The 23,717-nt window shown below is 70.8% G+C and carries 18 protein-coding genes and 1 riboswitch; of the genes, 8 read left to right on the forward strand and 10 right to left on the reverse strand.

The window, feature by feature from the left end; genetic code table 11:
* The first annotated feature begins 77 nt into the window (after positions 1 to 77).
* Positions 78 to 183, forward strand: a riboswitch (TPP riboswitch).
* From thiO to thiG, 3 genes are all read left to right on the forward strand, one after another.
* Entirely contained in the window at positions 174 to 1,292 is a 1,119-nt protein-coding gene (gene thiO / locus ABD289_RS05895) for a glycine oxidase ThiO (RefSeq protein ID WP_344127411.1), read from the forward strand. Its footprint overlaps the riboswitch before it by 10 nt.
* Positions 1,289 to 1,489 carry a sulfur carrier protein ThiS gene (gene thiS, locus ABD289_RS05900; protein ID WP_344127413.1) on the forward strand — a complete coding sequence of 67 codons (201 nt, stop codon included), beginning with the start codon at positions 1,289 to 1,291 and terminating at the stop codon, positions 1,487 to 1,489. Before thiO ends, thiS begins: the two co-directional genes overlap by 4 nt.
* A 2-nt stretch (positions 1,490 to 1,491) precedes the next feature.
* Positions 1,492 to 2,256 carry a thiazole synthase gene (gene thiG, locus ABD289_RS05905; protein WP_344127415.1) on the forward strand — a complete coding sequence of 255 codons (765 nt, stop codon included), beginning with the start codon at positions 1,492 to 1,494 and terminating at the stop codon, positions 2,254 to 2,256.
* Positions 2,257 to 2,337: 81 nt separating this feature from the next.
* Here the strand turns inward: thiG and ABD289_RS05910 are convergent, their stop codons facing one another.
* The 4 genes from ABD289_RS05910 to ABD289_RS05925 all read right to left on the reverse strand — a co-directional run bounded on the left by ABD289_RS05910 (position 2,338) and on the right by ABD289_RS05925 (position 8,129).
* Positions 2,338 to 4,323, reverse strand: coding sequence for an FUSC family protein (locus ABD289_RS05910; protein ID WP_344127417.1), 1,986 nt, complete (start codon positions 4,321 to 4,323; stop codon positions 2,338 to 2,340).
* 138 nt (positions 4,324 to 4,461) lie between these two features.
* On the reverse strand, positions 4,462 to 5,295 hold the full coding sequence (gene thiD / locus ABD289_RS05915; RefSeq protein ID WP_344127420.1) for a bifunctional hydroxymethylpyrimidine kinase/phosphomethylpyrimidine kinase: 834 nt from the start codon (positions 5,293 to 5,295) through the stop codon (positions 4,462 to 4,464).
* Positions 5,296 to 5,647: 352 nt separating this feature from the next.
* Positions 5,648 to 7,282, reverse strand: a complete 1,635-nt coding sequence (thiC, locus tag ABD289_RS05920) for a phosphomethylpyrimidine synthase ThiC (RefSeq protein WP_344127422.1) — start codon at positions 7,280 to 7,282, stop codon at positions 5,648 to 5,650.
* Between the two features lie 271 nt (positions 7,283 to 7,553).
* Positions 7,554 to 8,129, reverse strand: a complete 576-nt coding sequence (locus tag ABD289_RS05925; protein WP_344127425.1) for a peptide deformylase — start codon at positions 8,127 to 8,129, stop codon at positions 7,554 to 7,556.
* 282 nt (positions 8,130 to 8,411) lie between these two features.
* Here ABD289_RS05925 and ABD289_RS05930 point away from each other — a divergent pair, with 282 nt between their 5' ends.
* Both ABD289_RS05930 and ABD289_RS05935 read left to right on the forward strand, forming a co-directional pair.
* Positions 8,412 to 8,717, forward strand: coding sequence for a DUF3263 domain-containing protein (locus ABD289_RS05930; protein WP_344128075.1), 306 nt, complete (start codon positions 8,412 to 8,414; stop codon positions 8,715 to 8,717).
* Positions 8,717 to 9,340, forward strand: coding sequence for a LytR C-terminal domain-containing protein (locus ABD289_RS05935; protein ID WP_344127427.1), 624 nt, complete (start codon positions 8,717 to 8,719; stop codon positions 9,338 to 9,340). The genes ABD289_RS05930 and ABD289_RS05935 overlap by 1 nt, the downstream gene beginning before the upstream one ends.
* Before the next feature lie 81 nt (positions 9,341 to 9,421).
* Here ABD289_RS05935 and ABD289_RS05940 read toward each other — a convergent pair whose 3' ends face one another.
* From ABD289_RS05940 to moeA, 6 genes are all read right to left on the reverse strand, one after another.
* Positions 9,422 to 12,823 (reverse strand): alpha-glucuronidase family glycosyl hydrolase, encoded by a 3,402-nt coding sequence (locus ABD289_RS05940; protein WP_344127429.1) that lies wholly within the window; start codon positions 12,821 to 12,823, stop codon positions 9,422 to 9,424.
* A gap of 151 nt (positions 12,824 to 12,974) precedes the next feature.
* Complete coding sequence (locus ABD289_RS05945) at positions 12,975 to 15,251, reverse strand: AAA family ATPase (protein ID WP_344127431.1); 2,277 nt, start codon at positions 15,249 to 15,251, stop codon at positions 12,975 to 12,977.
* Between the two features lie 82 nt (positions 15,252 to 15,333).
* Complete coding sequence (gene pssA / locus ABD289_RS05950) at positions 15,334 to 16,260, reverse strand: CDP-diacylglycerol--serine O-phosphatidyltransferase (RefSeq protein ID WP_344127433.1); 927 nt, start codon at positions 16,258 to 16,260, stop codon at positions 15,334 to 15,336.
* Positions 16,257 to 16,961: a phosphatidylserine decarboxylase gene (locus tag ABD289_RS05955; RefSeq protein WP_344127435.1), complete on the reverse strand. Its 705-nt coding sequence runs from the start codon at positions 16,959 to 16,961 to the stop codon at positions 16,257 to 16,259. The genes pssA and ABD289_RS05955 overlap by 4 nt, the downstream gene beginning before the upstream one ends.
* Positions 16,962 to 17,488: 527 nt before the next feature.
* Positions 17,489 to 19,447 carry a M48 family metalloprotease gene (locus ABD289_RS05960; RefSeq protein ID WP_344127437.1) on the reverse strand — a complete coding sequence of 653 codons (1,959 nt, stop codon included), beginning with the start codon at positions 19,445 to 19,447 and terminating at the stop codon, positions 17,489 to 17,491.
* Between the two features lie 102 nt (positions 19,448 to 19,549).
* Positions 19,550 to 20,794, reverse strand: coding sequence for a molybdopterin molybdotransferase MoeA (gene moeA, locus ABD289_RS05965; RefSeq protein ID WP_425564577.1), 1,245 nt, complete (start codon positions 20,792 to 20,794; stop codon positions 19,550 to 19,552).
* A gap of 141 nt (positions 20,795 to 20,935) precedes the next feature.
* Here moeA and ABD289_RS05970 point away from each other — a divergent pair, with 141 nt between their 5' ends.
* The 3 genes from ABD289_RS05970 (at position 20,936) to ABD289_RS05980 (ending at position 23,638) form a co-directional block, all read left to right on the forward strand.
* Entirely contained in the window at positions 20,936 to 21,619 is a 684-nt protein-coding gene (locus ABD289_RS05970; RefSeq protein ID WP_344127443.1) for a TIGR00266 family protein, read from the forward strand.
* Between the two features lie 275 nt (positions 21,620 to 21,894).
* A complete protein-coding gene (locus ABD289_RS05975; protein ID WP_344127446.1) occupies positions 21,895 to 22,098 on the forward strand; it encodes a cold-shock protein in 204 nt (67 codons plus the stop codon).
* Positions 22,099 to 22,369: 271 nt separating this feature from the next.
* Entirely contained in the window at positions 22,370 to 23,638 is a 1,269-nt protein-coding gene (locus ABD289_RS05980; protein WP_344127448.1) for a serine/threonine-protein kinase, read from the forward strand.
* The last annotated feature ends 79 nt before the right edge of the window (positions 23,639 to 23,717 follow it).

Below are 23,717 nucleotides of genomic sequence, written 5' to 3' on the forward strand. Positions count from 1 at the left end.
GCAGGCGCGCTCCGGCCGGAGTGAGCGGGGAAACAGGCTGCTCGGTGACGGGTGATCTGCGGGCGGGTACCGTGGACGGCGGTGAGCACGGGAGCCCGGCTACCGGGCTGAGAGGGGGCGCAGGCCCCGACCGTCGAACCTGAACCGGGTCATGCCGGCGCAGGGAGCGTGGAGTGTCTGAACAGCGTATTGAGCACGTCGCCGTGGTGGGCGGGGGAGTCATCGGCCTGTCCATCGCTTGGCGGGCCGCCGCGGCCGGATATCGGGTGCGGCTGATCGACCCGGAGCCCGCGTCCGGCGCCTCGCACGTGGCGGGCGGGATGCTGGCGCCGCTGGCCGAGGCCTGGCCGGGCGAGGAAGAACTCCTGGAGCTGGGGTCGACGTCGTTGAACCGCTGGCCGGAGTTCGCCGACGAGCTGGCCCGCGCCGCCGGGCGCAGCTCCGGGCTGCGTCGCGAAGGCACCTTGATGGTCGGGGTGGACACCGCCGACCGCGCGGAGCTGGACAACGTCGCGGGCCACCTGTCCGACCTGGGCCGCAGCGTGAACCGGCTGACCGGCCGCCAGGTGCGCAAGCTGGAGCCGTCGCTGGGCCCCGCGGTGCGCGGGGGTCTCGACGTGCCCGGCGATCTCGCGGTGGACAACCGGGTCGCGCTGGACGCGTTGTGCGCGGCGGCCACCGCCGCCGGCGTGGAGCTCGTCCCGGCCAGGGCCACGCGCGTGCGGCCGGGCGCGGTCGAGCTCGAAGGAACCACCGTGGACTGCGATGTCGCGGTGATCTCCGCGGGCGCGCACTCCGGTCCGCTGCATCCCGCGCTGGGCGATCGAATCCGCCCGGTCAAGGGCGAGATCCTGCGGCTGTGCAGGCGCGCCACGGCGCTGCCGCCGCCGACCAGGACCGTGCGCGGTCCGGTGCACGGCCGACCGGCCTACCTGGTTCCGCGCGATGACGGGGGACTGGTGCTCGGGGCCACCCAGTACGAGGTCGGCTTCGACACCGAGGTCACCGTCGGCGGGGTCCGCGACCTGCTCGCCGACGCCGAAGCGGTGATGCCGGGGATCGCGGAGTACCAGCTGGTCGAGGCCACCGCGGGGCTGCGGCCCAGCACCGAGGACAACCTGCCGATCATCGGCAGCCTGGAGCCCGGAGTGCTGGCCGCGACCGGCCACCACCGCGGAGGTTTCCTGCTCACCCCGGTCACGGTGGACGCCGTGCTGGCGATGCTGCGCGGCGAAGAACCGGAACCGCTGATCAAGGCAACCGATCCGAGCCGATTCGGAGGACAGCAGTGAACGTCGTCATCAACGGCGACGCCAGGGAGGTCGCCGCCGACGCCACGCTCGCGTCGGTGCTGCAGGACTTCGGCGTCGCCGAACGCGGGGTCGCGGTGGCCGTGGACGGCGCGGTCGTGCCGCGCGCGTCGTGGCCGGACACCGCGCTGCGCCCCGGAGCCACCATCGAGGTCCTCACCGCAGTCCAAGGAGGGTGAACATGGACGACCCACTGGTGATCGCCGACCGCGAGTTCGGTTCGCGACTGATCACCGGGACCGGAGGGGCCGCCAACCTCTCGATCCTGGAGCGCGCGCTGATCGCCTCCGGTACCGAGCTGACCACGGTGGCCATGCGCCGCGTCGACGCCGAAGGCGGTACGGGCGTGTTCGACCTGCTGCGCAGGCACGGCATCGAGGCGCTGCCGAACACCGCGGGCTGCCGCACCGCCGCCGAAGCGGTGCTGACCGCGCAGCTGGCCAGGGAGGCGCTGGAGACCAACTGGATCAAGCTCGAGGTCGTCGCCGACGAGGACACGCTGCTGCCGGACCCGGTCGAGCTGCTCGACGCCGCCGAACAGCTCGTCGACCAGGGCTTCGTCGTGCTCGCCTACACCAACGACGACCCGGTGCTGGCTCTCAAGCTCGAAGAGGTCGGCTGCGCGGCGGTCATGCCGCTCGGCTCGCCGATCGGCACCGGCCTGGGCATCCGCAACCCGCACAACATCGAGATGATCGTCTCCCGGGCGTCGGTGCCGATCATCCTCGACGCGGGCATCGGCACCGCCTCCGACGCGGCGCTGGCGATGGAGCTCGGATGTTCGGCGGTGCTGCTGGCGACTGCGGTCACCAGGGCCCAGGATCCGGAGCGGATGGCGATCGCGATGCGCTCGGCCGTCGAGGGCGGCCGCCTCGCCTCCCAGGCCGGGCGGATCCCGCAGCGGTTCTGGGCGCAGGCCTCCAGCCCGGGCAAACCGATGGGCTGAGCAACCGGCGGGCTCAGCCGGAACCGGCCGGGCGGAAGGAGTGTTCCGCCCGGCCGGTCGTCGTGGACCGCTCGCCCCGGATCAGCGGATGTGCAGGCGTTCCGGGCGCAGGAACGTGATCGTGTAGCTCTTCCACGGGTTGGTCAGGCCGAACGCTTCGTCGATGGCCTGGCGGGCGTGCAGCGCGTTCTCGACCAGCGAGCTGGCCAGCAGCTCGGAGGCCACGGCACTGCCGGTGGGGATGTCCGGGATCTTGGCCGTGGGCTTGCCGCCCAGCAGGTCGTCCACCGCGCGGAGCGCGGGAACCGCGACCATGCGCTCCGCGGCGGGCCGGAAGGCGAGGGTCGACACGTCCTGGCGGAGCGCGTCGAGGGCGATCGCGGCGTTGCGGGTGGCGCGGTCGTCGTCGGTCTCCTCGCCGGTCCCGTCCAGCAGCGCGGGCATCCCCAGCAGGTCCTGGGTGCGACGCAGCGCCAGGACGTCGGCGGCCTGCAGGGCCGCGGGCAGGTCGGCGCCCTGACCGGAGGCGCGGACGCTGCGCATCAGCTCGGAGACCGCCCAGACCGTCGAGCGCACGGACCCGCGCACGTCGGGCAGGATGCTGCTGGGCAGCACCAGGTAGCTCACGTAGCCCACGCACAGCGCGATCGCCGCGCCGACCGCGGTGTTGGCCGCGAAGCTGATGCCCACGTTGACCAGCGGTCGATCCAGCACGAGGGCCTGGTCGATCACGGTGATCACGATCAGGCAGCCGAGCACCGCCTGCAGCTCGGCACGCAGCTTCGGCATGTTCAGCAGCATTCCGACGATCACCACCGGGATCAGCAGGTGGGTGAACGGCACCAGGGTGATCACCAGCGCCAGCGCGGTCACGCCGAGCACCGCGCCACCGGTGCGCTCCAGCGCGCCGGTCATGCTGTCCCGGGCCGCGGGCGCCAGCACCACGTACAGCGCGAGCAGCAGGCTCGACGCGGACGGGTCGCGCAGCAGCAGCACGATCACCATGCCGACCGCCACCGCGAGGGTGCAGCGCAGCGCGTGCCGGAACAGCGATGAGCGGAAGGACAGGTGGGCGCGAACGGCCGCGATCAACCGCTCCTTGCGCTGCCCGCCGTCCGGCGGCGGCACCGCGTCCTCGTCCCGGTGCACCACCGCGCCCCGGATGCGATCGAGGCCCTGGTTGAGCCCGCGCGCGGCGTCCGGGAGGTCCTGCCGCCCGCCGCGGGCGACGACCGCCTCGGCCGGATCGCGGCGAGCGACCATCGGCAGCCCGGTGCACGCGCGGGCGCGCACCGCGCGGGCCAGTTCGGCGGCCACCGCGTCTGCCTCGGCGACGATCGCGCGGAGCCGTTCGGCCTCGGTGCGGTCGCTCTGCTGCGCCTGCGCCAGCAGCGTCTCCCGGGCGGCGCGGAACCGGGCCGCGCCTGCCAGCACCTCACCGAGCCACTTCGCCGAGCCGTCGGCGCGCCACGCGGAAGCCGCGGACTCCAGCACGCCCGGACCGGGCTGCAGCAGCGTGCCCGCGACGGCTTGGCGGGTGGCGCGGCCCGGGTCGGACAGTCCCATCAGCATCCGCAGCAGCAGCGCGAACAGGCCGCCGATCACGGCAGCCGCGAGCAGCAGCGGGAAGGGCTCGTGGATGCCGATCCCGGTCGTGGTGGACACCAGCGTGGCCGCGGCGAGGACCTGTCCGCCGACGCGGTAGTGCTCGCCGAGCGCGGGCAGCATCCCGGTGCCGAACACGACCAGCGCCACCGCGGCGCCCGCCAGCAGTGGAACCCGGGTCAGCATCGGCCCGACCGCCATCATCAGCACCACTGCGGGCCCGAACCACATGAACCGGTGCAGGTCCGACTGCAGCGACTGGCCGCTGGTCGCGGTCAGCGCGAGCACCGCGGTCAACCCGGCGATCAGAGCCGGGGCGTGCAGCTCGAAGAACCAGCCGAGAACGGTGCCCGCGACAACGGTGATCAACACCAGGACGGCGTACTGCCGTTGTCGAGGATCCGGGACCCCGGCCTCGTTGGTCAGCCATCCCCTGGCCCAAGTCATCACCGAATTGACCACGCCGTTTCAAACCCCTGTCATCGCTCGCGCGCACCCACGTGCCGGGACTTACGCGCCTCTACGACTCTTTGTCGATGAACCGCACCGATAGGGTTACGGAAACCTGATTACGATCACACTATTGGGCGGCGACTTCGGTCAGTACGAGCGTGGACTGATCCGCCAGAAGGTGGACACCGGGCCGACGCCGGAGCCCAGCGAGTAGGCATCGGAGACGCTGCGGGTGACGAACCGCTTGCCGGAGCGCACCGCGTCCGGCATCGAGGCGCCCTTGGCCAGCGCCGAGGTGATCGCCGAGGCGAACACGTCACCCGCGCCGTGGGTGTGCTCGGTGGAGTAGCGCGGGCCGGGCAGTTCGAGCGCGGACTCGCCGTCGAAGAGCAAGTCCACGCACTCCGGGTCGTCCGGCAGGTGGCCGCTCTTGATCAGCACCCACTCCGGGCCGAAGTCGTGGATCGCCTTGGCGGCGTCCAGCAGGTCGTCGCGGGAGCGCGCGTCGATGCCGGTCAGCAGCCGCACCTCGTCGAGGTTCGGGGTGGCCAGCGTGGCGCGCGGGAACGCCCGGCGGCGCAGCGCGTCCAGCGCGTCGGGATGCAGCAGCGGCTCGCCGCTGCGCGCGGCGGCGACCGGGTCGACCACGAACGGCGTGCTGCCACCGCGCCCGATGCCGTGCCGGTCGCAGGCCTCGAGCATCGCGTCGATCGTTGCCGCGGAGGCGAGCATGCCGGTCTTGGCCGCGCCCACGCCGATGTCGGAGGCCACCGCGTCGATCTGCGCGGCAACGGTCTCCGGCGGTACCTCCACCACGCCGGTGACGCCCGTGGTGTTCTGCACGGTCACGGCCGTCACCGCGGTCATGCCGTGCACTCCGCAGGCGAAGAAGGTCCGCAGGTCGGCGTGCATCCCGGCGCTACCGCCGGAGTCCGACCCGGCGATGGTCAGCGCGGTGGGCGGAGCGGTGCTTTCTCGCATCCCCCGAATGCTACGTCCCGCCGATCGGTTGACAGCTTTGCCTAAGAGGACATTTCAGTTTGGGGTTTGCGTGGCGGTGCCGGGAGCGGAAACTCAGACGCCGCCGGGCTGCGGGATCCGCTCCTTGAGTAGCGGCCTACGCGGCGTCGCGGCTGTCCTCGCCCGACGGCGTCTGAGAACCCGCCGCGGCGCGAGCTGAGTCCCGCACCGCATGCGGCTCCGCCGCATTCTGCAAGGACTCCTAAAACTGTGCCGACATTTCGGGCGCCGGTGCTTCACGGTTCTAGGCAGAACTGTCGCGGCTACCCGGGTCCGCTCCCGTCGAGCGGACCCGGGTTCGAGGCTCCCGCGCCTAGTCGGCCGCCATCGGGAGGTAGACCTCGCCACCGTTGCGGGTGAACTCCTCGGACTTCTCCCGCATTCCCTCCTCGATGGCTTCCACGCTGGTCAGGCCACGTTCCTCGGCGAACTTTCGGACGTCCTGGGTGATCTTCATCGAGCAGAACTTCGGCCCGCACATGGAGCAGAAGTGCGCCGTCTTGGCGGGTTCGGCGGGCAGCGTCTCGTCGTGGAAGGCCTTGGCGGTGTCCGGGTCCAGCGACAGGTTGAACTGGTCGGTCCAGCGGAACTCGAAGCGCGCCTTGGACAGCGCGTCGTCGCGCTCCTGGGCGCGCGGGTGCCCCTTGGCGAGGTCGCCCGCGTGCGCGGCGATCTTGTAGGTGATCACGCCGGTCTTCACGTCGTCCCGGTTCGGCAGTCCCAGGTGTTCCTTGGGCGTGACGTAGCAGAGCATCGCGGTGCCGGCCTGCGCGATCATCGCCGCACCGATGCCCGAGGTGATGTGGTCGTAGGCCGGTGCGACGTCGGTGGTCAGCGGCCCGAGCGTGTAGAACGGCGCCTCACCGCACAGCTCCTCCTCGAGCCGCACGTTCTCCGCGATCTTGTGCATCGGCACGTGACCGGGGCCCTCGATCATCACCTGCACGCCCTGTTCGCGGGCGATGTGCGTGAGCTCGCCGAGCGTCTCCAGCTCGGCGAACTGGGCGCGGTCGTTGGCGTCGGCGATCGAGCCCGGCCGGAGCCCGTCACCCAGCGAGAACGTCACGTCGTAGGAGCGCAGGATCTCGCAGAGCTCGCTGTAGTGGGTGTACAGGAAGCTCTCCTGGTGGTGCGCCAGGCACCAGGCGGCCATGATCGACCCGCCGCGGGAGACGATGCCGGTGACCCGCTGGGCGGTCAGCGGCACGTAGCGCAGCAGCACGCCGGCGTGCACGGTCATGTAGTCCACGCCCTGCTCGCACTGCTCGATGACGGTGTCCCGGTAGATCTCCCAGGTCAGCGAGGCCGGATCGCCGTCGACCTTCTCCAGCGCCTGGTAGATCGGCACGGTACCGATCGGCACCGGCGAGTTGCGCAGGATGCGCTCGCGGGTCTCGTGGATGCGCTTGCCGGTGGACAGGTCCATCACGGTGTCGGCGCCCCAGCGGGTCGCCCACACCATCTTCTCCACCTCCTCCTCGACCGAGGAGGTCACCGCGGAGTTGCCGATGTTGGCGTTGACCTTGACCAGGAAGTTCTTGCCGATGATCATCGGCTCGCTCTCCGGGTGGCAGCGGTTGGCCGGGATCACCGCGCGCCCGGAGGCGACCTCCTCGCGCACCATCTCTGCCGACATGCCCTCGCGTTCGGCGATGTATTCCATCTCGCGGGTGATCGCGCCCGCCCTGGCCCACTCCAGCTGTGTGCGGTGCTCTCGCCCGTCGCTCCATCCCGCTCGCTTCGGAGCCAGACCGCTGTGCACGTCGACAGTGGCGGTCTCATCGGTGTAAGGCCCCGACGTGTCGTAGACGTCGAGGTGCTCACCGTTGGTCAGCTCGATGCGGCGGAACGGCACGTGCAGCCCGGATTCGGTGCTGCTGAAGACTTTTCGAGATCCGTTGATCGCTCCGGTGGTGATTCCGGACGGGTTCGGATACACGTCGGCCACGCCGTTCACTCCCTACGCCGGCATTACCCGGTCAGGTTCTGCGGTCGGCGGCCCCGGAGTTCTCCAGCCGCCCTCTCAGCCCGTTGTCGGTGCGGGCTCCCGCGGATTTGTGTTTGCGTCGGCGACCCTAAGGCCGGTTCGGGGGTGTTGCAAACCCCGCTCCCCCGGATGGCAGTACGCGGCGAACGGCCCGCCGCAGGTGTGGCGAGCGGTCCCGAGGTTCCGTCGCCCGCATCGCCACGCGAGCCGCGAGCTGAAACTCCTCAGGAGGTCATTCCTCGCCGAACGGGTCGTCCTCGACGGCCGGGTCCCAGCTCAGGCCGGGAACGCCCCAGCCGTTGCGCTTGATCATCTTCTTGGCGGCCCGGGTGTTCCGGCCGATCAGCCGGTCCAGGTAGACGAACCCGTTCAGGTGATCGGTCTCGTGCTGCAGGCACCGGGCAAAGAATCCGGTCCCCTCCACCTCGGTCGGGTTGCCGTCCACATCGGACCCGGTGACCTTCGCCCAGCTCGCGCGGCCGGTCGGGTAGGACTCGCCGGGCACCGACAGGCAGCCCTCCTGATCGTCGTCCGGGTCCGGCATGGTCTCCGGGACCTCGGAGGTGGTCAGCTCGGGATTGATCACCAGACCGCGATGCTGGACGCCCTCGTCGTCGGGGCAGTCGTAGACGAACAACCGCAGATCGACGCCGATCTGGTTGGCCGCGAGCCCGACCCCGTTGGCCGCGGCCATGGTCTCGAACATGTCGTCGACGAGGGTCTTGAGCTCGTCGTCGAACTTCTCCACCGGGCGGGTCGGCTGGTGCAGCACGGGGTCCCCGTACACGCGGATCGGGTGAACTGCCATGCGTTGGACTTTATCGGTTGGCCGATCGGGCGCGTCGGGTGCTTGCCTGTGGCTCCGTGGCGTGATCAGCTCACCCGACGGGGGCGGGCATGGTGTAATTGGGGCGGAATGACAGTCGTGTGATTCCGGCGACCGCGCGAGGAGCTTATGGACGCCGCTCAGATGCTGACCGCGCAGGAGATCGCTCGTCAGTGCGAGCAGCTGGCGCGCTCGCAACCCGTGCAGGCTCCGGACCGCCGGCGGTTGCGCCTGGCCGAGCCGATCACTCAGCCGATCGAGCGGATCACGGAGCCACCGCCCGAGCCGCGTCCCGCGCCCGAGCCCGGTTCCCGCCGGGAGCTCACCGACCGGGAGCGCGGGATCCTCGCCTTCGAAGCGCAGTGGTGGAAGCGCTCGGGCAAGAAGGACGCGGCCATTCGCGAATTGTTCGACATGTCGGCTTCGCGCTACTACCAGTTGCTCAACACCCTGCTGGACTCTCCGGCCGCGCTGCGGGCGGACCCTATGCTGATCAAGAGATTGCGCAAGGCCAGGGCGGCACGGCAGCGCGCGCGGGCCGCTCAACGACTGGGAATCGAGTTGCACTGATGAGTGTTGGGGAACCGTCCGGCGGGCCCGGCCGGGTAAAGCTGCTCGGCTTCGGGCTGATCGGGGTTGGCGTCGTGGCGGCCGGGATCGGCGCGGTCACGCTGTGGTCCGACGGCCCGGGGTCGACGGCCGCGGCTCCGTCCCCGGAGACGTCGCAGGTGGGGACTCCGGCGCCGCAGAGTCCGACGCAGCAGCCGCCGCAGACCTCGGTTCCCGCGCCGCCGCCACCGCCGGAGGTGACGCCCCCGCCGCGGTCCAGCACCGAGAAGCCGACGCAGCCGCCGACGACGGAGCAGCAGGTTCCCGGCAGGGGGACCTCGGACCGGCAGATCGTGGTGCGGGTGTTCAACAACAGCACCATCAGCGGCCTGGCGCACCGCGCGGCCCAGGACTTCAAGCGCTCCGGCTACCGGGTGCCCGAGGAGGGCAACTACGCGCTGAGCAGGATTCCCACCACCACGTTCTACTACCGCGCGGGCACCGGCGAGGAGAAGCTGGCCAAGGAGGTCGCCGCCTACTTCGGCGCGCGCGCCGAACCGCGCATCCCGCAGATCGAGCACTTCGAAGACGGCATCGTCGCGATCGTCACCAATGACTACAAGGGACCGTCCGAGGTCAAGTGAGCCGATGGGCGGTCTCGCGGAGAACGGCCCGCAGCGCTCCGCCGATCGCTGCGGGCCGTTCTGGCAGGGGCTGCCGGTCCCTCAGGCGGCCGGGACCTCCTCGCCCTCGCTGCGGATGCGGAAGTGGCCGAACGAGGCCGCGAGGTCGGTCGACTCTCCCGCCCGGTTGAAGGCCATCAGGCCCGCCCCGGTGGGATTCCGGTCCATCGTCGCCGGGCCGAAGAACCGGTAGGTCTCGCCGTCGGTGGAGTAGTACGCCCGGTAGGCGTCCCCGGTCTTGGTCAGGCGCAGCCACAACGCCCCGCCGTCGAGCAGGCGCTGCGCGTTGGCCCCGGTGATCTCCTGCGTGCTGACCTCGCCATCGCGCTCGCTGAGCAGCACCAGCCTGCGCTCGTTGATCTCCGCGCCGACGTCGGCCATTTCCCAGGCGAGCTTGACGTAGTTGTCGTCGTCGGCGTAGGCGAGCAGCCCGGCCTGCTCGTTCTCCCGCTCGATCGGGCGGGAGAAGCTCACCCTGGTCTCGGCGGACCAGTCGCCGTTGACCTCCTGCAGCGCCAGGTTCTTCGCCGTGTTGTCGTCCGCCTGCAGGTCGCCGCGCTGCGAGGTGATCGAGAGAGCTCCGTCGCCGACGCGCCAGTTCGCGGCGTCCTCGCGCACCCAGTTCCACTGCTCGCCGAGCACCTCACCGGTGAACTCGTCGCTGCCGTTGATCGCGGTGGAAAGCCGGACCGCGTAGGTGGCGGTGGTGTCCTGATTGGACACCACGACCTTCGCCCGTCCGGTCGCGTTGTCGGCCTGTTCGACGTGGACGGTCGCGGCCGGGTCGGTGGCCGTGGCGTCCACAGTGGCCGGTCCGCTGCCCGCGGGCAGCACGGCGTTGTAGTCCAGCCGCCGCGGATCGAAGGACTCCAGGGGCTCGCCGTTGACGGACAGGCTCCGCAGCGTCGTGTCCGTCACCATCTCGAACCGGTAGTTCTTCACCACCGGGCCGTAGGGCGCCTCGGAGCGGACCTTGACCACCGCGGTGCCCGGGGTTCCGCCCGCCTGCGAGACGATCTCGGCTCGCGCTCGCGGATCGGCGGTGCGCACCTCGGTGATCTCCGGCGAACCGCCTGCGGGAACCGGGATCCGGTAGGACTCCCGGGACAGGTCGAAGCCGTCGAAGGTGGTGCCGCCGACCGTGATGGACGCCGAGGTGAGCCCGTCGTCGGTCGGGATCGGCTGTTCGCTGAACTCCTGCCAGTAGGCCACGCAGGTGTCGCGCCAGTTGGCCGCGTCGGCCTCGTGCTCGGCGAGCTTGGCCGAGACCTCCTGGAACCGCCGGGCGTCCAGGTGCGGTTCGAGCCCGTCCCAGGCCTCGCGCATCCACGTCACGTACTGCACGCCGCGCTGGTACCGGTGGACGAGCTCGCGCCAGAACGGTTTTCCGTTGTCCATCACGTGATCCCACGGCACGTGGTGGAACCACATCAGCAGCTTCTCCGGCGTGCTCTCCAGGTTCCCGTAGCGCTGCGCCAGGGCGGGGAAGTACTGCGAGGTGAAGTCGCTGCCGGAGGGCGAGCGGTCGTAGCCCAGTCCCGCGGTGTCGGCCTTGTTGTAGTAGCGCGGACTCCAGTCGTCCTTCTGCACGAACTGCGACGGGTTCGGGTCGTAGTGCTGGTCCTCGGTGAACTGGTGCGCCACGCCCAGCGGGGTCTGGTAGTCCACCAGGGCTTCGTTGGAGCCCATCATCATCCGCACGACGGTGTCCACGACGTGCTGATCGTTGCTCCAGGTCATCCGGGTCCAGTCGGCGGCGATCTGGCGCGAGTCCTGTTCCCAGTCCCAAGCCAGCCTGCCGAAGGCGAACAGGTTGGACTGGGAGAAGTGGTGCCCGGTCAGATTGTCCGCGTTGCCCAGGTTGGCCACGCCGACGATCGAGGATTCCCTGCCGCCGTAAGCACTTCCGTCCACGATGTTGCCCGCCAGGCGCTTGTCCGGAGGAACGTCGGTGGCGTGGGTGTCGGTGCGCAGGACTTCCTGCCACATCGGTGCGAGGTAGTCCAGCATCGTGCTCTGGCCGGTGTACTCCTGGGTGATCTGCAGTTCCATGGCCTGCTTGGTGTTGTCCATCCGCCCGAACATCGGGTTGAGCGGTTCGCGGGCCTGGAAGTCCAGCGGGCCGTTCTTGGTCTGCAGGAACACGTTGTCGGCGAACCGGCCCTCGGTGCCGTCCGGCTGGGGTTCGTCGTCGATCGGGTTGAACTCCAGGTACGCCCGCTTGAGCCGGTCGTTGTCCACGTCCGGGTCGTAGAGGAACGTGCGCCAGTCCACCGTCATGCCGAGGGGTTCCACGGCCGCTGCGATGCCGTTGGCGCCGTCGCCGTGGTCGTGCCCGAAGTCCTGCGGTCCGGGTTCGCCCTCGGAGTTCGCCTTGACCGTGAATCCCTGCAGGTCGGGAATGGCCTGCTTGACCTGGCGGGCGTGCCGGTGCCACCAGTCGCGGAAGGGCTGCCGGGTCGGGTCGAGCTGGTCCTCGGTGAGCGTGTCCGGGGCGAAGCGCTCGTCGGTCGGGGCGTCGTAGCGGATCGACAGCGCGAGCTCGATGCCGTAGGGGCGCAGCGCGTCGGCGAGCGCGGCCTCCTGCTCGATGTACTCCGGCGTCAGGTACTTCGCCTCGGCGTTGACGTTGTTGATGGTGATCCCGGTGATGCCGACCGAGGCCAGCGCGCGGGCCATCACGATGTAGCGGTCCAGGATGACCGGCAGATTGCGGTCGGCGCTGGCTCCGGTGGCCTCGAAGTTGAAGATGGTGCCGCTCTCGCCGTTCAGCCCGCCGGTGCCGTCGGCGTCGTTGCCCGCGTACAGGCGGGTGGTCTCCCAGTAGTTGAGGTGCCTGCGGTCGATCTTCGGCGACTGGTCGATGTCGAGGTGGTTGATGGACTCGTGCGTCTGCATCCGCCGCAGCAGCGCGTAGCTGCCGTAGAGGGCGCCGATGTCGGTCTTGGCGGCCACCACGGTGAAGGCGGTTCCGCCGTCGCGCACCGTGCGGATCCGGTAGCCGTCGTCGGCCAGACCGGAGAGATCGCCGGCGTGCGCGCGCACGATCTCCGAGCTTTCCGGGGTGCCGACCACCACCGCGCCGTCCGGGGCCTGCGAACCCCGAACCGGTTGCGCCGCGACCTCTTCGCCGAGCAGACCGGTGAACCCGCGGGTGAGCTCGGCACGCGCGGCCCCGAGGGTGGAGGTGGCCAGGCGCTCCTCGGAACCCGGCTCCATCCGCAGGTCGGGGGTGTGCCGGTAGGACTCGTCGGCGTCGGCGTTCTGCACCACGACCGCTCGTGCCCGGCGCGCGTACTGCCCGCGCAGTCCGTCGTCGCCGACGCGGACGTAGTTCAGCCACATCTGCGAGCCGTCGTAGGAGTCGTCGAAGGCGGAACGTCCGCCGGGCTCCGGGGGTTCGGCCGCGGCGGCAGGTCCCAGCAGGCCCACTGCCAGCGCCACGGGCGCCACCAGGGCTACCGAAACTTTCAAGGATTTGTGCCACATGCCTCTTCGCATCTGCCAGCCCCTCGAGCAAGCATGCGATTCCGGCACCCGGTCGTCAAGGTGATGATCGCGCGGAAACGGGTGTCGTGCGCCTGAAAGTTTCGGGTCAGCGCTGCTGGTTCTCCGCGTACGCGGCAAGCGCCTCCAGCTGCGCGCGGTCCAGCGAGGGGCGCACCGCTTGGCGGGCCGCCGCCAGGTGTGCCGCCGTGACCTCGGCGGCGGTGAGCGACTCGCGCATGGCGGCCAGCGCGGCCTCGCGGATGAGCGCCGAGCAGTCGGCCGCCGAATATCCGTCCAGCTCCTCGGCGACCGCGAACAGGTCCACCTCCTCGGACAGCGGCGTGTTCTTGGCCGCTGCGGCGAGGATCTCCCGGCGCGCTTCGGCGTCGGGCGGCGGGACGTAGACGAGGCGATCGAACCGGCCGGGGCGCAGCAGAGCCGGGTCGATGAGCTCCGGGCGGTTGGTGGCGGCGAGAACGACCACATCGCGCATCGGCTCGGCACCGTCCAGTTCGGTCAGCAAGGCGGCCACGACCCGGTCGGACACGCCGGAATCGCCGGACTGGCCGCGCCGCGGCGCGAGCGCGTCGACCTCGTCCAGGAAGATCAGCGCGGGCGTGGCGCCGCGGGCGCGCAGGAACAGCTCGCGGACCGCGCGTTCGGACTCGCCGACCCACTTGTCCATCAGCTCCGCGCCCTTGACGGTGAGCACGTTGAGCCTGCCGCTGCCCGCGAGGGCGCGGACCAGGAACGTCTTGCCGCAGCCGGGCGGGCCGTAGAGCAGGACGCCGCGCGGCGGTTCGATGCCGAGGCGGGTGAACGAGTCCGGGTACTGCAGCGGCCACAGCACCGTCTCGGTCAGCGCCTGCTTGACCTCGGTCATGTCCCCGACCTCGTCGAGGGTCAGGCCGCCGGTCTGCAAGTTGTCCGAAGTGGACATCGAGATCGGGCGCACCGAGGTGAGCGCGTCCAGCAGGTCCTGCTCGCGGATGCGCGCCTCGGCGGGGTCCTCGCGGTGCCGCAGCGCGGCGCCCACGGCGGCCTCCCGGCACAGCGCGAGCAGGTCGGCGACCACGAAACCCGGTGTGCGCTTGGCGACCTCGGACGGACGCACGTCGTCTTCCAGGGGTGCGTGCCGCAGCAGCATGGTGAGCAGCTCGGCGCGCGTGCTGTCGTCGGGCAGTCCGATGGTGATCTCCCGGTCGACCATGCCGGGTTCGCGCAGCCGCGGATCCACCGATTGCGGCCGGGAGCTCGTCACCACCACGGCGAGCCGGTCGTGCTCCAGCGCACCGCGGATCGCGTCCAGCGCCACCGTCGCCAGCGGCGGCGGCTCGCTCTCCGGCAGCAGTGCTTCGACGTCGGTGAGCAGCAGGATCCGGTCACCGGAAGCCGAGGTGGCGCGCTCGATGGCCGCCCGCAGCCGGTCGGCCGCCGAGCGCGCCTCCAGCGCGGCGATCCCGGAGGCGGAGACCTCCACGACCTCGGCCCCGACGTCGGCGCCCACCGCCCGCACCAAGGTCGCCTTGCCGACCCCGGGCGGTCCGCTCACCAGCACTCCCAGCCGCGAGTCCGCCCCGAGCCTGCGAAGCAGCTCGGGCTGCTCGAAGGCCAGCCGCAACCACTCCCCGAGTCGCCGCGCGGTCGTCTCGGCCCCGATCAGATCCTCAACCCCCACGACATTCGATTCCTCCACCCGAGTGTCACCCGCCCCTGAGGGAGTCCCCGAATTCCCTGGAATTCGGTGTCCCGCAGGTGCGGAGCCGGAAGGTTCCGGGGGGACCGCGGGGCCGGGGGTGGATCCGGTGGAGCCGGGGGAGCCTGCGGGGGTTCTCCAGGTGATCGTTGTGGTGGGGTGGACCGTGGTCGGGGTGTCGGGTGACGTCGAGGTGATGGTGACGAGTTCGTTGGTCCAGGTCGTGCCGATCGAGGTGGACATCTTCCTGCGCACCTCGGCGGCGTTGGTGGCGGTGCGCGGCGAGACGTCCTGGGGGAGCAGCGAGACCGTGTCACCCGCGGTGAAGACCTTGCCGGTGAGGGCCATGCGGACGGTCTCCGGCGAGACCGTGGCCTCGGCCATCCGGGACCCGCTGACGGTGACCTGGCGGGCCACCTCGACCGCCACCGGGGCGACCACGATCTCGGCGCCCTCGGTCATGCCCAGGTTCATCAGCGCGATGTCGTCGACGTAGACCACCCCGGTCGGGCCGGCGGCGTCCGCGGCGGCGGCCAGCGCGACCGTTTCGCGCGCTCCGGTGAGCCGGACGGCGCTCCACGCGCTCAGCTCCAGCGCGTCCAGCACCTCGGGGTGCAGGCGAACCACGCCGCGGCGGGAATCGCGCGCGGAACCGGACACCCGGGCGGTCAACTCGATTGAAGTCACGCCCCGAACCCTAGGCGCAATTCCGGCTCGGGACACGAAAAAGCGGGGCGCTCCTGGACAGGAACGCCCCGCGAATCGGTGATCAGTCGTCGTGGCGGTTGCGCCGCAGCTCCAGCCGTCGCCAGGACCGGCGCGGCCCGCGCGGAGCAGTGGTCCTGCCCGGCAGCCGGACGCGCCGGGCCGCGCCCGCGATGTTGCGCGGTGGCCGCAGTCCGAGTCGCCTGCGCGAGCGCCGCCGGATGGCGCGCCGCTCGCGCGGCGGAGCGCTCCACGCCTCCGGGTGCTTGGCCAGCCAGTTGTAGCGGTACACCGCGTAGGGCACGTGCAGCAGGTACAGCACCATCGCGATCGCCAGCGAGATCAGCGGGAACACGATGATCGCCGCGGCGAGCAGGGCCACCAGCACCAGCATCGGGGCGACGGCGCGCGCCGGGACCTTCACGGTCTTGACCGACAGGGTCGGCACCCGGCTGACCGCCAGCGCGGCCACGAGCACCATCCACACCATGATCACGGCCTGGTGCGACCACCAGCCCTCGCGCTCGAAGTGCGCGGTCACGGTCAGCGGCAGCAGCGCCAGCAGGCCGGCCGCCGGAGCGGGCACGCCGACGAAGAACTCCTTGGCGAACGGCGGCTGGTCCTCGTCGTCGAGCAGGGTGTTGAACCGGGCGAGCCGCAGCACCATGCTGACCGCGAACAGCAGCGCGATCACCCAGCCGAGCCGGTTGTCCTGCAGGTGCCAGGCGTAGAGGGTCAGCGCCGGGGCCACGCCGAAGGACATCGCGTCGGCGAGCGAGTCCAGCTCGGCGCCCATCTTGGAGGTGGCGTCCAGCAGCCGCGCTATCCGGCCGTCCAGGCCGTCGAGCAGCGCGGCCACCGCGACGGAGGCGATCGCTCCCGGCAGGTTCGCTTCGAGCGCGAACTGCACCGCCGAGAGCCCGGCGCACATGGCCAGGACCGTGACGACGTTGGGCAGCAGCCGGACGCCGGGTGTGGTGCGCACGCTCATCGCCGGGGCAGTTCCGCCAGGGCGGTCTCGCCGCCGATGGTGCGCTGTCCCGGGTCGACCAGGATCTTGCTCTCGGCGGGCACGTAGAGGTCCACGCGGGAGCCGAACCGGATCAGCCCGTAGGTGTTGCCCGCGCGCACGAGGTCGCCCTCGCCGACCTCGCAGACGATGCGGCGAGCCACCATCCCGGCGATCTGCACGACCGCCACCTGGGTGCCGTCCTCGCCGCGGATGACCATCGAGTTGCGCTCGTTGTCCTCGCTGGCCTTGTCCAGGTCGGCGGAGAGGAACTTGCCCGGCCGGTAGACGACGGTGTCGATCTTGCCGTTCAGCGGGACCCGCTGAACGTGCACGTCGAAGATCGTCAGGAAGGCGCTGATCCGGGTCATCGGCTCGTTGCCGAGCTCGAGCTCCGGCGGCGGGACGGCCGACTCGACGTGCGAGACGGTCCCGTCGGCCGGTGCCACGGCCAGGCCCTCGCGGGTCGGCGTGGCGCGGGCGGGCTCGCGGAAGAACCACGCGCACCAGGCGGTCAGCACCGCGCCGAGGACTCCGGCGGGGCGCCAGCGGCGGCGCAGCAGCAACGTGGCGACGGCGGCGCCGATGACGAACGGCCGACCGGCCGGGTGCATCGGCGGAACGGTGTCGCGGGCCAGCGCCACGATGTGCGCCAGCGGGTTCTTGTTCGGTTCGGTGCTCATCTGGAGGTGTCGCGCCCCTGCGTCGGCGGTCATGTCAGCGCGGCGCGGAGGTCTCCCACGTGCGTGCGCGAGACGAGTCCGGGGCCGTCGCCGTTGTCGTACAGCATCGCGGACGCCTCGGCTCAAACCGACGCCAGGGGCGTAGTCGATCAAGGGCCGCCCTGCTGTCCTGCACGGATATCCGGACGGGATGCTATCGCGCCGTGCCGTGCGCGGTCGTGCGCCCGAGGGAGGGCGGTGGTGCGCAGCAGAAGACCCGCCGACGTCTCCCCGTAGACGCTCGGCGGGCCCTCTGGGTGTCCGTGCGCCCCCCGACGGCACACGGACCTTCGGCAAGTCCGCCGCACCTGGCAAGCGAAGGTGTACGGGCGGACCTTCTTGAGATGTGCTGATCAACCGTTCGTGACGTGACTTCTAGTGTAATTGAGTTCACAGTATGTCCGTAGCCGCTATCGGAGGACATTGCCTACGTATTTCATTACTGCGAGTTATCGGTTGAGGGTGACCATCGCTCGCCCGTGGGGTTGTCATTCGGCTGCGGCCGTGGCCTCCCCGAGTTCCATCCGAGCCCCCATCAGCTCGCCCAGCCCGCGGTACGGAGTCCCGCACTCCACGCCGTCGGTGCTGCTGCGCAGCGTCAGCGTGGAGACCCCGTCGTCGGTCTCGGTCACGGACAGCTCGTCGAGCGTCGACATCGCGTACTCGTCGAGGTAGAGATCCAGCTCCAGGCTCCAGCCGTTGCGGTCCTGGTCCAGCCGCGCGCTGGCCACGTCCCGGCTGTCCACCCACTGCGCCCCGGTCTGCTCGCGCAGCTCCGCGATCGGCGTGGCGCCCAGCTCGCCCAGCTGCTCCTGCTCGGCCTCGCGCAGCCGGGCGAGAGCGCCTGCCATCAGCCGCTTCGTGGCGGTGGCCGAGCTCGGGAGCAGCAGCAGGCCGCGATCGGTGACCAGCAGGTCGTAACCGCTGCCCGAGGCCTGGATCGGGCTGACTATGCCGGCCAGGGTGGGCTCCGGCTCGGGCGCGGGCTCGCGGCTGTGCGTCAACGGCACGCCCAGGTCGACCAGCACCCGGTGCAGACCGGGAATCAGCCGCGGGTCGGCCACCGCGGGACGCACCAGGCGGTCGGGGTCCAGCGGGTGCCCGTTGGCCAGCCGCACGACCGGCGGGCCGCCCCAGTCCAGCTCGTGGTGGGCGCGATTGGCGCAGATCAGGGCGTCGACCGCCGCGGCGCCCAGCAGTTCGGTGAGGGTGTCCTCGGCGGCCTGGTCGATCAGCGACGGGTGCAGGCCGGGGTTGAGCACCGGGTTGACCAGGTCGCGGCCCTGCCCGCGGTGGATCGCGGCCAGCACCCCGGCGATGGAGGGTTCCACCGGCAGGCCGGACTGGGCGCATGCAGCGCTCAGCCGAGCGGCCTTCTCGGCCACCTGCGCTGCGCCGGCCTGCCGGGCCACCTCCGGCCAGGGCAGCCGCTCGCCCAGGTCGTTGACCAGCAGCTGGTCCTCCAGCTCCGGCACGGTCTTGCGGGGCTTGCGCAGCAGCGCGAACGCGGGCCGCTCGTCGATCTCCTTGTCGCCCTCGCCCGGCGCGCGCTTCATCGCCTCGATCCGGAGCCGCATCGGGGGCTCGCCCTCGTCCTCGGCGATGGCTTCCTTGGTCCGCTCGGCCAGATCGGGCTTGCGGGTCGGGTGCTCCATGAAGTTGCGGAATCCCAGCAGCACGTCCGGAGCGTGTCCGATGTTCGCGGCCATGCTCAGGTATCCCTCGGCGAAGTCGGGCCAGCCGAGATCGATGGCCACCGACTTGCGCAGCTGCATCACCGCGACCTTGCGCCCGGCCGCGCGCACCGCGGCGGCGTCGCCGGCCTGCACGAGGTCCTTGGTGGTGGTCGCCGCGATCGCCGTGAACAGCCGCGCGTACCCGGCGAAGAGCCACTTCACCGGCCCGGCGGTCAGCCCGTCGACGGTGCGCCGCACGCTGGCCGAGGCCCGGTGCGCGAGCACCGTGAGCTTGCTGCGCCCGGTCAGCCGCCCGATCGCACGCGCCATCCCGGCCTCCAGCTCGGCCGCGTTGAGCGCGGCCAGCATCGGCAGCCCGATCTCCAGGTATCTGGTGCGGGTGTGCAGGCCGAGCAGGGCGGTGTCCTCGCGGACGCGGATGCCCGGTTCGGAGGTGATGCGGATTTCGTCGGGCATCGGCGAGTCGGTGGTCTCGGCGATCGACTCGGTCAGTCTCCACAGATTGCGCTGCAGGACGCCGTCCAGCGGGGCGCCGCGCTTGCGCACCTTGGTGCGCAACACCGCCCGCAGGCCGATGCCCACGACGGCGCTGACTACCAGCGCCGCGAACAGCACCTTGAGTCCGGCGGTCGTGGAGTGCCGCAAGGTCATTCCCGCCATCATTACGAGGCCGATGACCAGCAGCATCGACGCGAGGAAGAAACCGATGTGCAGTACAAGCGCTACGGCGGCGCGCCAGGGGCCACGCACGTGCTCAAACTCCGATGGGGAAGTCGGGGGGACGGGTTTCCGCAGTCTTCGCGACCGCTGTTGCACCGTCAACGGGAATGTGGCAAGCGATATCGAACGGAGCTAGTCCAGCAACATCACGTCCACAATGGACCCAGTGGCCAGCTCGGTGATGTCCTCCCGGATGGTCAGCAGGCAGTTGGCCTTGGCCAGGCTGCCGAGCAGGTGCGAACCGGGCGCGCCCTGCAAGCTCACCGAACCGCTGTCCGGGTCGTAGATGCCCCGCCGGAACTGCTGCTTCCCGGCGGGCGCGGTCAGCGGCTCGGCCAGGGCGGCCTGCTTGACCGTGCGCGTGGTGTCCGCGTGGCCGGCGGCGGCCAGCATCGCCGGACGCACGAAGACCTCGAAGGAGACCATCGAGCTGACCGGGTTGCCCGGCAGCGTGACGACCGCGAAGGCGTCCCGGTAGCGGCCGCAGCCCTGCGGCATGCCGGGCTGCATCGCGACCTTGCTGAACTCCACGCCGTTGCCCTGCAGCGCGTCCTTGACCACCTCGTAGGCGCCCGCGCTGACCCCGCCCGAGGTCAGCAGCAGGTCCGCGGAGGCGACGTGCTCGGCCAGCACCGCGTGGAAGGCCTCCACGTCGTCGGGCACGAACCGCAGCAGCGTCGGTTCCCCGCCAGCCTCGCGGACGGCCGCTGACAGCATCAGGCCGTTGGACTCGTAGATCTGGCCGGGCTGCAGCGGCTCGCCCGGTGCCACCAGTTCGGAGCCGGTGGACAGCACCAGCACCCGCGGCGCCCGGTGCACCGGCAGTTCGGCGGCGCCGACGGCGGCCGCCACGCCCAGCTGCGCCGCACCGAGCCGAGTTCCCGCGGTGAGCACGGTGGTGCCGTGCGCGACGTCCTCGCCGGCTCGCCGCAGGTGCTTGCCGGGCTGGACGCCCGCGAACATCCTGACCTTGTCGGTCCCGCCGTCGGTGCGCTCCACCGGCAGCACCGCGTCCGCGCCCGGCGGCAGCTGCGCGCCGGTCATGATCCGGTGCGCGGTGCCCGGTTGCAGCGGTGGCACGTCGACCCGGCCCGCCGGGATGTCCTCGGCGACCGGCAGCTCGACCGGCTGCTCGGCGCTCGCCTCGGTCAGATCGACCGAGCGCACCGCGTAGCCGTCCATCGCGGAGTTGTCGAACGAGGGCAGCGAGATGGGGGCGACGAGGTCGGTGGCGAGCGCGAGCCCGAGGCAGTCGGCCAGCGGCCTGGTCTCGACCGGCGTCCGGCGCAGCAGCGCGGCCACCTTGGCCCGGTGCTCGTCGACCGGCGTCAGCTCGGAGGGGGTGTTGAGAGACGACACGTACGCATCATCGAGCATCGGCACCCCTCTTGTCGTTAGCGGCGGTGGAACGATCTCCTCCGGCTGGATGCGAGAATGCGCGGCTGCCACGTCCGGCCCGGCCGATTCCTAGAATCTCGACGTACCGGCGCGGTGCCGGTCGGGGCAAGGGGGAACGTGGTGCAGGTTCGTACGCGGCACACGCCGTCCTACGGCGTCGCTCGGCTGGTGCTGGCGCCCGCCGAGCCGGTGCTGGTCGAGTCCGGCTCGATGCTGGCCACCAGCTACGGCGTGACGGTCGAGGCCAGAGCGCAGGGCGGTGTGCTCAAATCGCTGGCTCGCGCGGCGCTGGGCGGCGAGTCCTTCCACGTGTCCACCTTCACCGCACCGCAGCAGGGCGGCTGGGTCGACGTCGCGCCGCAGCTGCCCGGTGATCTCAACGTCCTGGAGCTCGACGGCCGCGTCGGCTGGTGCGCGACCAAGGGCAACTGGCTGGCCGCCGCGAGCACGGTGCGGCCGGACACCCAGTGGGGCGGTTTCCGGAGCCTCTTCGGCGGCGAAGGCGGGTTTCTCACGCATCTCAGCGGCCAGGGCTCGGCGATCGTGTCCTGCTACGGGGCGCTGGACGTGGTGACCCTGCAGCCCGGCGAATACGTCACGATCGACACCGGTCACGTGGTCGCCTACGCGGACACCGTGCAGAGCAGGCTGCGCCAGTTGCACCAGGGGGCCGCTCAATCGCTCAAGAGCGGCGAGGGTCTGGTATTCGATTTCGCCGGGCCGGGACAGGTGTTGACGCAAACCCGCAATCCGCGGGCATTGGTGTCCTGGCTCAAGGCCAACGGGCTCGGCGCGCAACGGTGATGCGGAATTTCGCCCGGCGGAAGTCCGGTTGTGTTCCGCCGTCCGAACAATGGTGTTCGGTTTTGGTTTCACCGGAGGCGGAAACCAGATTGCTGCAAGCGGGGGAATTGCTCGCTTTCGATGACGTTGCGTGGCTGAGAACGCCACCCGTTCGGCCCAGCGTTTAACGGAAAAGTTGCATTGCGGACCCCGCGACGAGCCCGCATTTCGGGAGTAGTCTGGCCGATGCTCCAGCGGCGTTCGCGCCGTGCACCACATTTTTTTAGGAGGACACCGTGGCGGTCGGCACGGTCAAGTGGTTCAACTCGGAGAAGGGCTACGGATTCATCGCCACTGATGGCGGGTCCGATGTGTTCGTCCATTACTCCGCGATCAACATGTCCGGGTTCCGCACCCTTTCCGAGGGCGATCGGGTGGAATTCGAAGTCACGGCAGGCCGCGACGGCCGCACGCAGGCAGACGGTGTCACCAAGGTCTGAGGAGATGTTTCTGTTCGCGGTGTTCGTGGCGGTAGCGGAACCTCAGAAGCCGCGCCGGTCGCGTCCCGCACCGGATGCGGCTACCGCCGCATCCTGAAGCAACCCCGAGACCTTTCTCGCTCCGAGCTGCTTCCCGGTGGTGGTCCGGTTCCCCCGCGGGAACCGGACCACTTCTCGGTGGGAGGGCGATTCGCGTGCCGCAGGATCCGGTGGCGGCACAGCTGCGCCAACCTGCCCCCACGCGCGCGGGACGGGAGTTAGGGTGCCCGATGTGTCGGAAGATCTCACCGGGCGGCGACTCGGCCACTACAAGATCGAAGGAGTGCTGGGTCGCGGCGGGATGAGCGTGATGTACCGCGCCACCGACATCCGGCTGGGCCGCAAGGTCGCGCTCAAGGTGATGGGCGAGCACATCACCGGCGACGCCGAGTTCCGCGAGCGGTTCGTCGACGAGGCCCGCAACACCTCCGCCATCGACCACGCCAACATCGTTCCGCTCTACGACTTCGGCGAAGTCGACGGCATGCTCTACATCGCGATGCGACTGGTCGAGGGCTCCGACCTGGCCAGCCTGATCTCCGCGGGGCCGATCGCGCCCAGGCGCGCGCTGGAGCTGCTCGTCCAAATCGCCGAGGCCCTGGACAGCCTGCACGAGCAGGGGCTGGTGCACCTCGATCTGAAGCCGGCCAACGTGCTGGTGACCACGCGGGAGTCCGTGCATGAGCACGTCTACCTCGCCGACTTCGGGCTGACGCGGCGCGGCGCGACCGGGCATCGCACGGCGGGCGGCGACTTCCTCGGCTCGCCGACCTACGCCGCCCCGGAGCACCTGCGCGGTGAACCCGTCGACGGCCGGACCGATCAGTACGCGCTGGCCTGCATGCTCTTCGCCTGCTTGACCGGGCGGTCGCCGTTCCAGGGGCCGGTGCAGGAGATCATCCAGGGCCACCTGGGCGCCGCGCCGCCGGTCCCGGGGGCGCTGGTGGTGCTGCCGCCCGCCGTCGACGACGTGCTGCGCAGGGCTTTGGCCAAGCGGCCGGAGCAGCGCTACGCGACTTGCCAGGAGATGATCGCGGCCGCGCGTGCAGCGTTCGGCCCGGCGCCGGGCGAGGTTCCCGCGCCCTCGCGCGCGATGCAGCCGGTCGGGCCGCCGTCCGGACCGCAGCCGGTCGGGCCGCCGTCCGGACCGCAGCCGGTCGGGCCGCCGTCCGGACCGCAGCCGGCGCAGTACGCGCCCGCCCAGCCACCGCAGCAGGGGCCTCCGCCGCACCAGCAGCCGCAGCACCAGCAGCCGGTCCGGTTGCGGCCCCCGATGCCCGCCGGTTCGGCATCGCTGGCGCGACCTTCCTCGGGCGGCTCGGCGAAGTGGATCGTTCCTGTGCTTGCCGCGCTCGCCTTCGTCGTGATCGTGGTCGTCTTCGTGCTGATGGCCACTTCGGTCGGCGGTTCCGGTGGTACTCCCGAATCCTCGCGAGGCCCGTCGTACGGGACGAACAACACGAACGATCTGCCCACCTCGGTGCCGACTGCGGGCGGCTGAAAGTGGACTCCCCTGTTCGGGGACCGGGGGCCTGCTTGCACTCGGCCTCTGTGAGTGCTAAACACGGACTGGCACTCAG

The sequence above is a fragment of the Saccharopolyspora halophila genome, assembly GCF_039531955.1.
Taxonomy (GTDB): Bacteria; Actinomycetota; Actinomycetes; order Mycobacteriales; family Pseudonocardiaceae; genus Saccharopolyspora; species Saccharopolyspora halophila.

Coding starts and splice junctions, on each gene's coding strand:
- thiG (WP_344127415.1), top strand. CDS start 1,492: ATGGACGACCCACTGGTGATCGCCGACCGCGAGTTCGGTTCGCGACTG.
- thiD (WP_344127420.1), bottom strand. CDS start 5,295: ATGCGAGAAAGCACCGCTCCGCCCACCGCGCTGACCATCGCCGGGTCG.
- ABD289_RS05925 (WP_344127425.1), bottom strand. CDS start 8,129: ATGGCAGTTCACCCGATCCGCGTGTACGGGGACCCCGTGCTGCACCAG.
- ABD289_RS05935 (WP_344127427.1), top strand. CDS start 8,717: ATGAGTGTTGGGGAACCGTCCGGCGGGCCCGGCCGGGTAAAGCTGCTC.
- pssA (WP_344127433.1), bottom strand. CDS start 16,260: ATGAGCGTGCGCACCACACCCGGCGTCCGGCTGCTGCCCAACGTCGTC.
- ABD289_RS05955 (WP_344127435.1), bottom strand. CDS start 16,961: ATGAGCACCGAACCGAACAAGAACCCGCTGGCGCACATCGTGGCGCTG.
- moeA (WP_425564577.1), bottom strand. CDS start 20,794: ATGCTCGATGATGCGTACGTGTCGTCTCTCAACACCCCCTCCGAGCTG.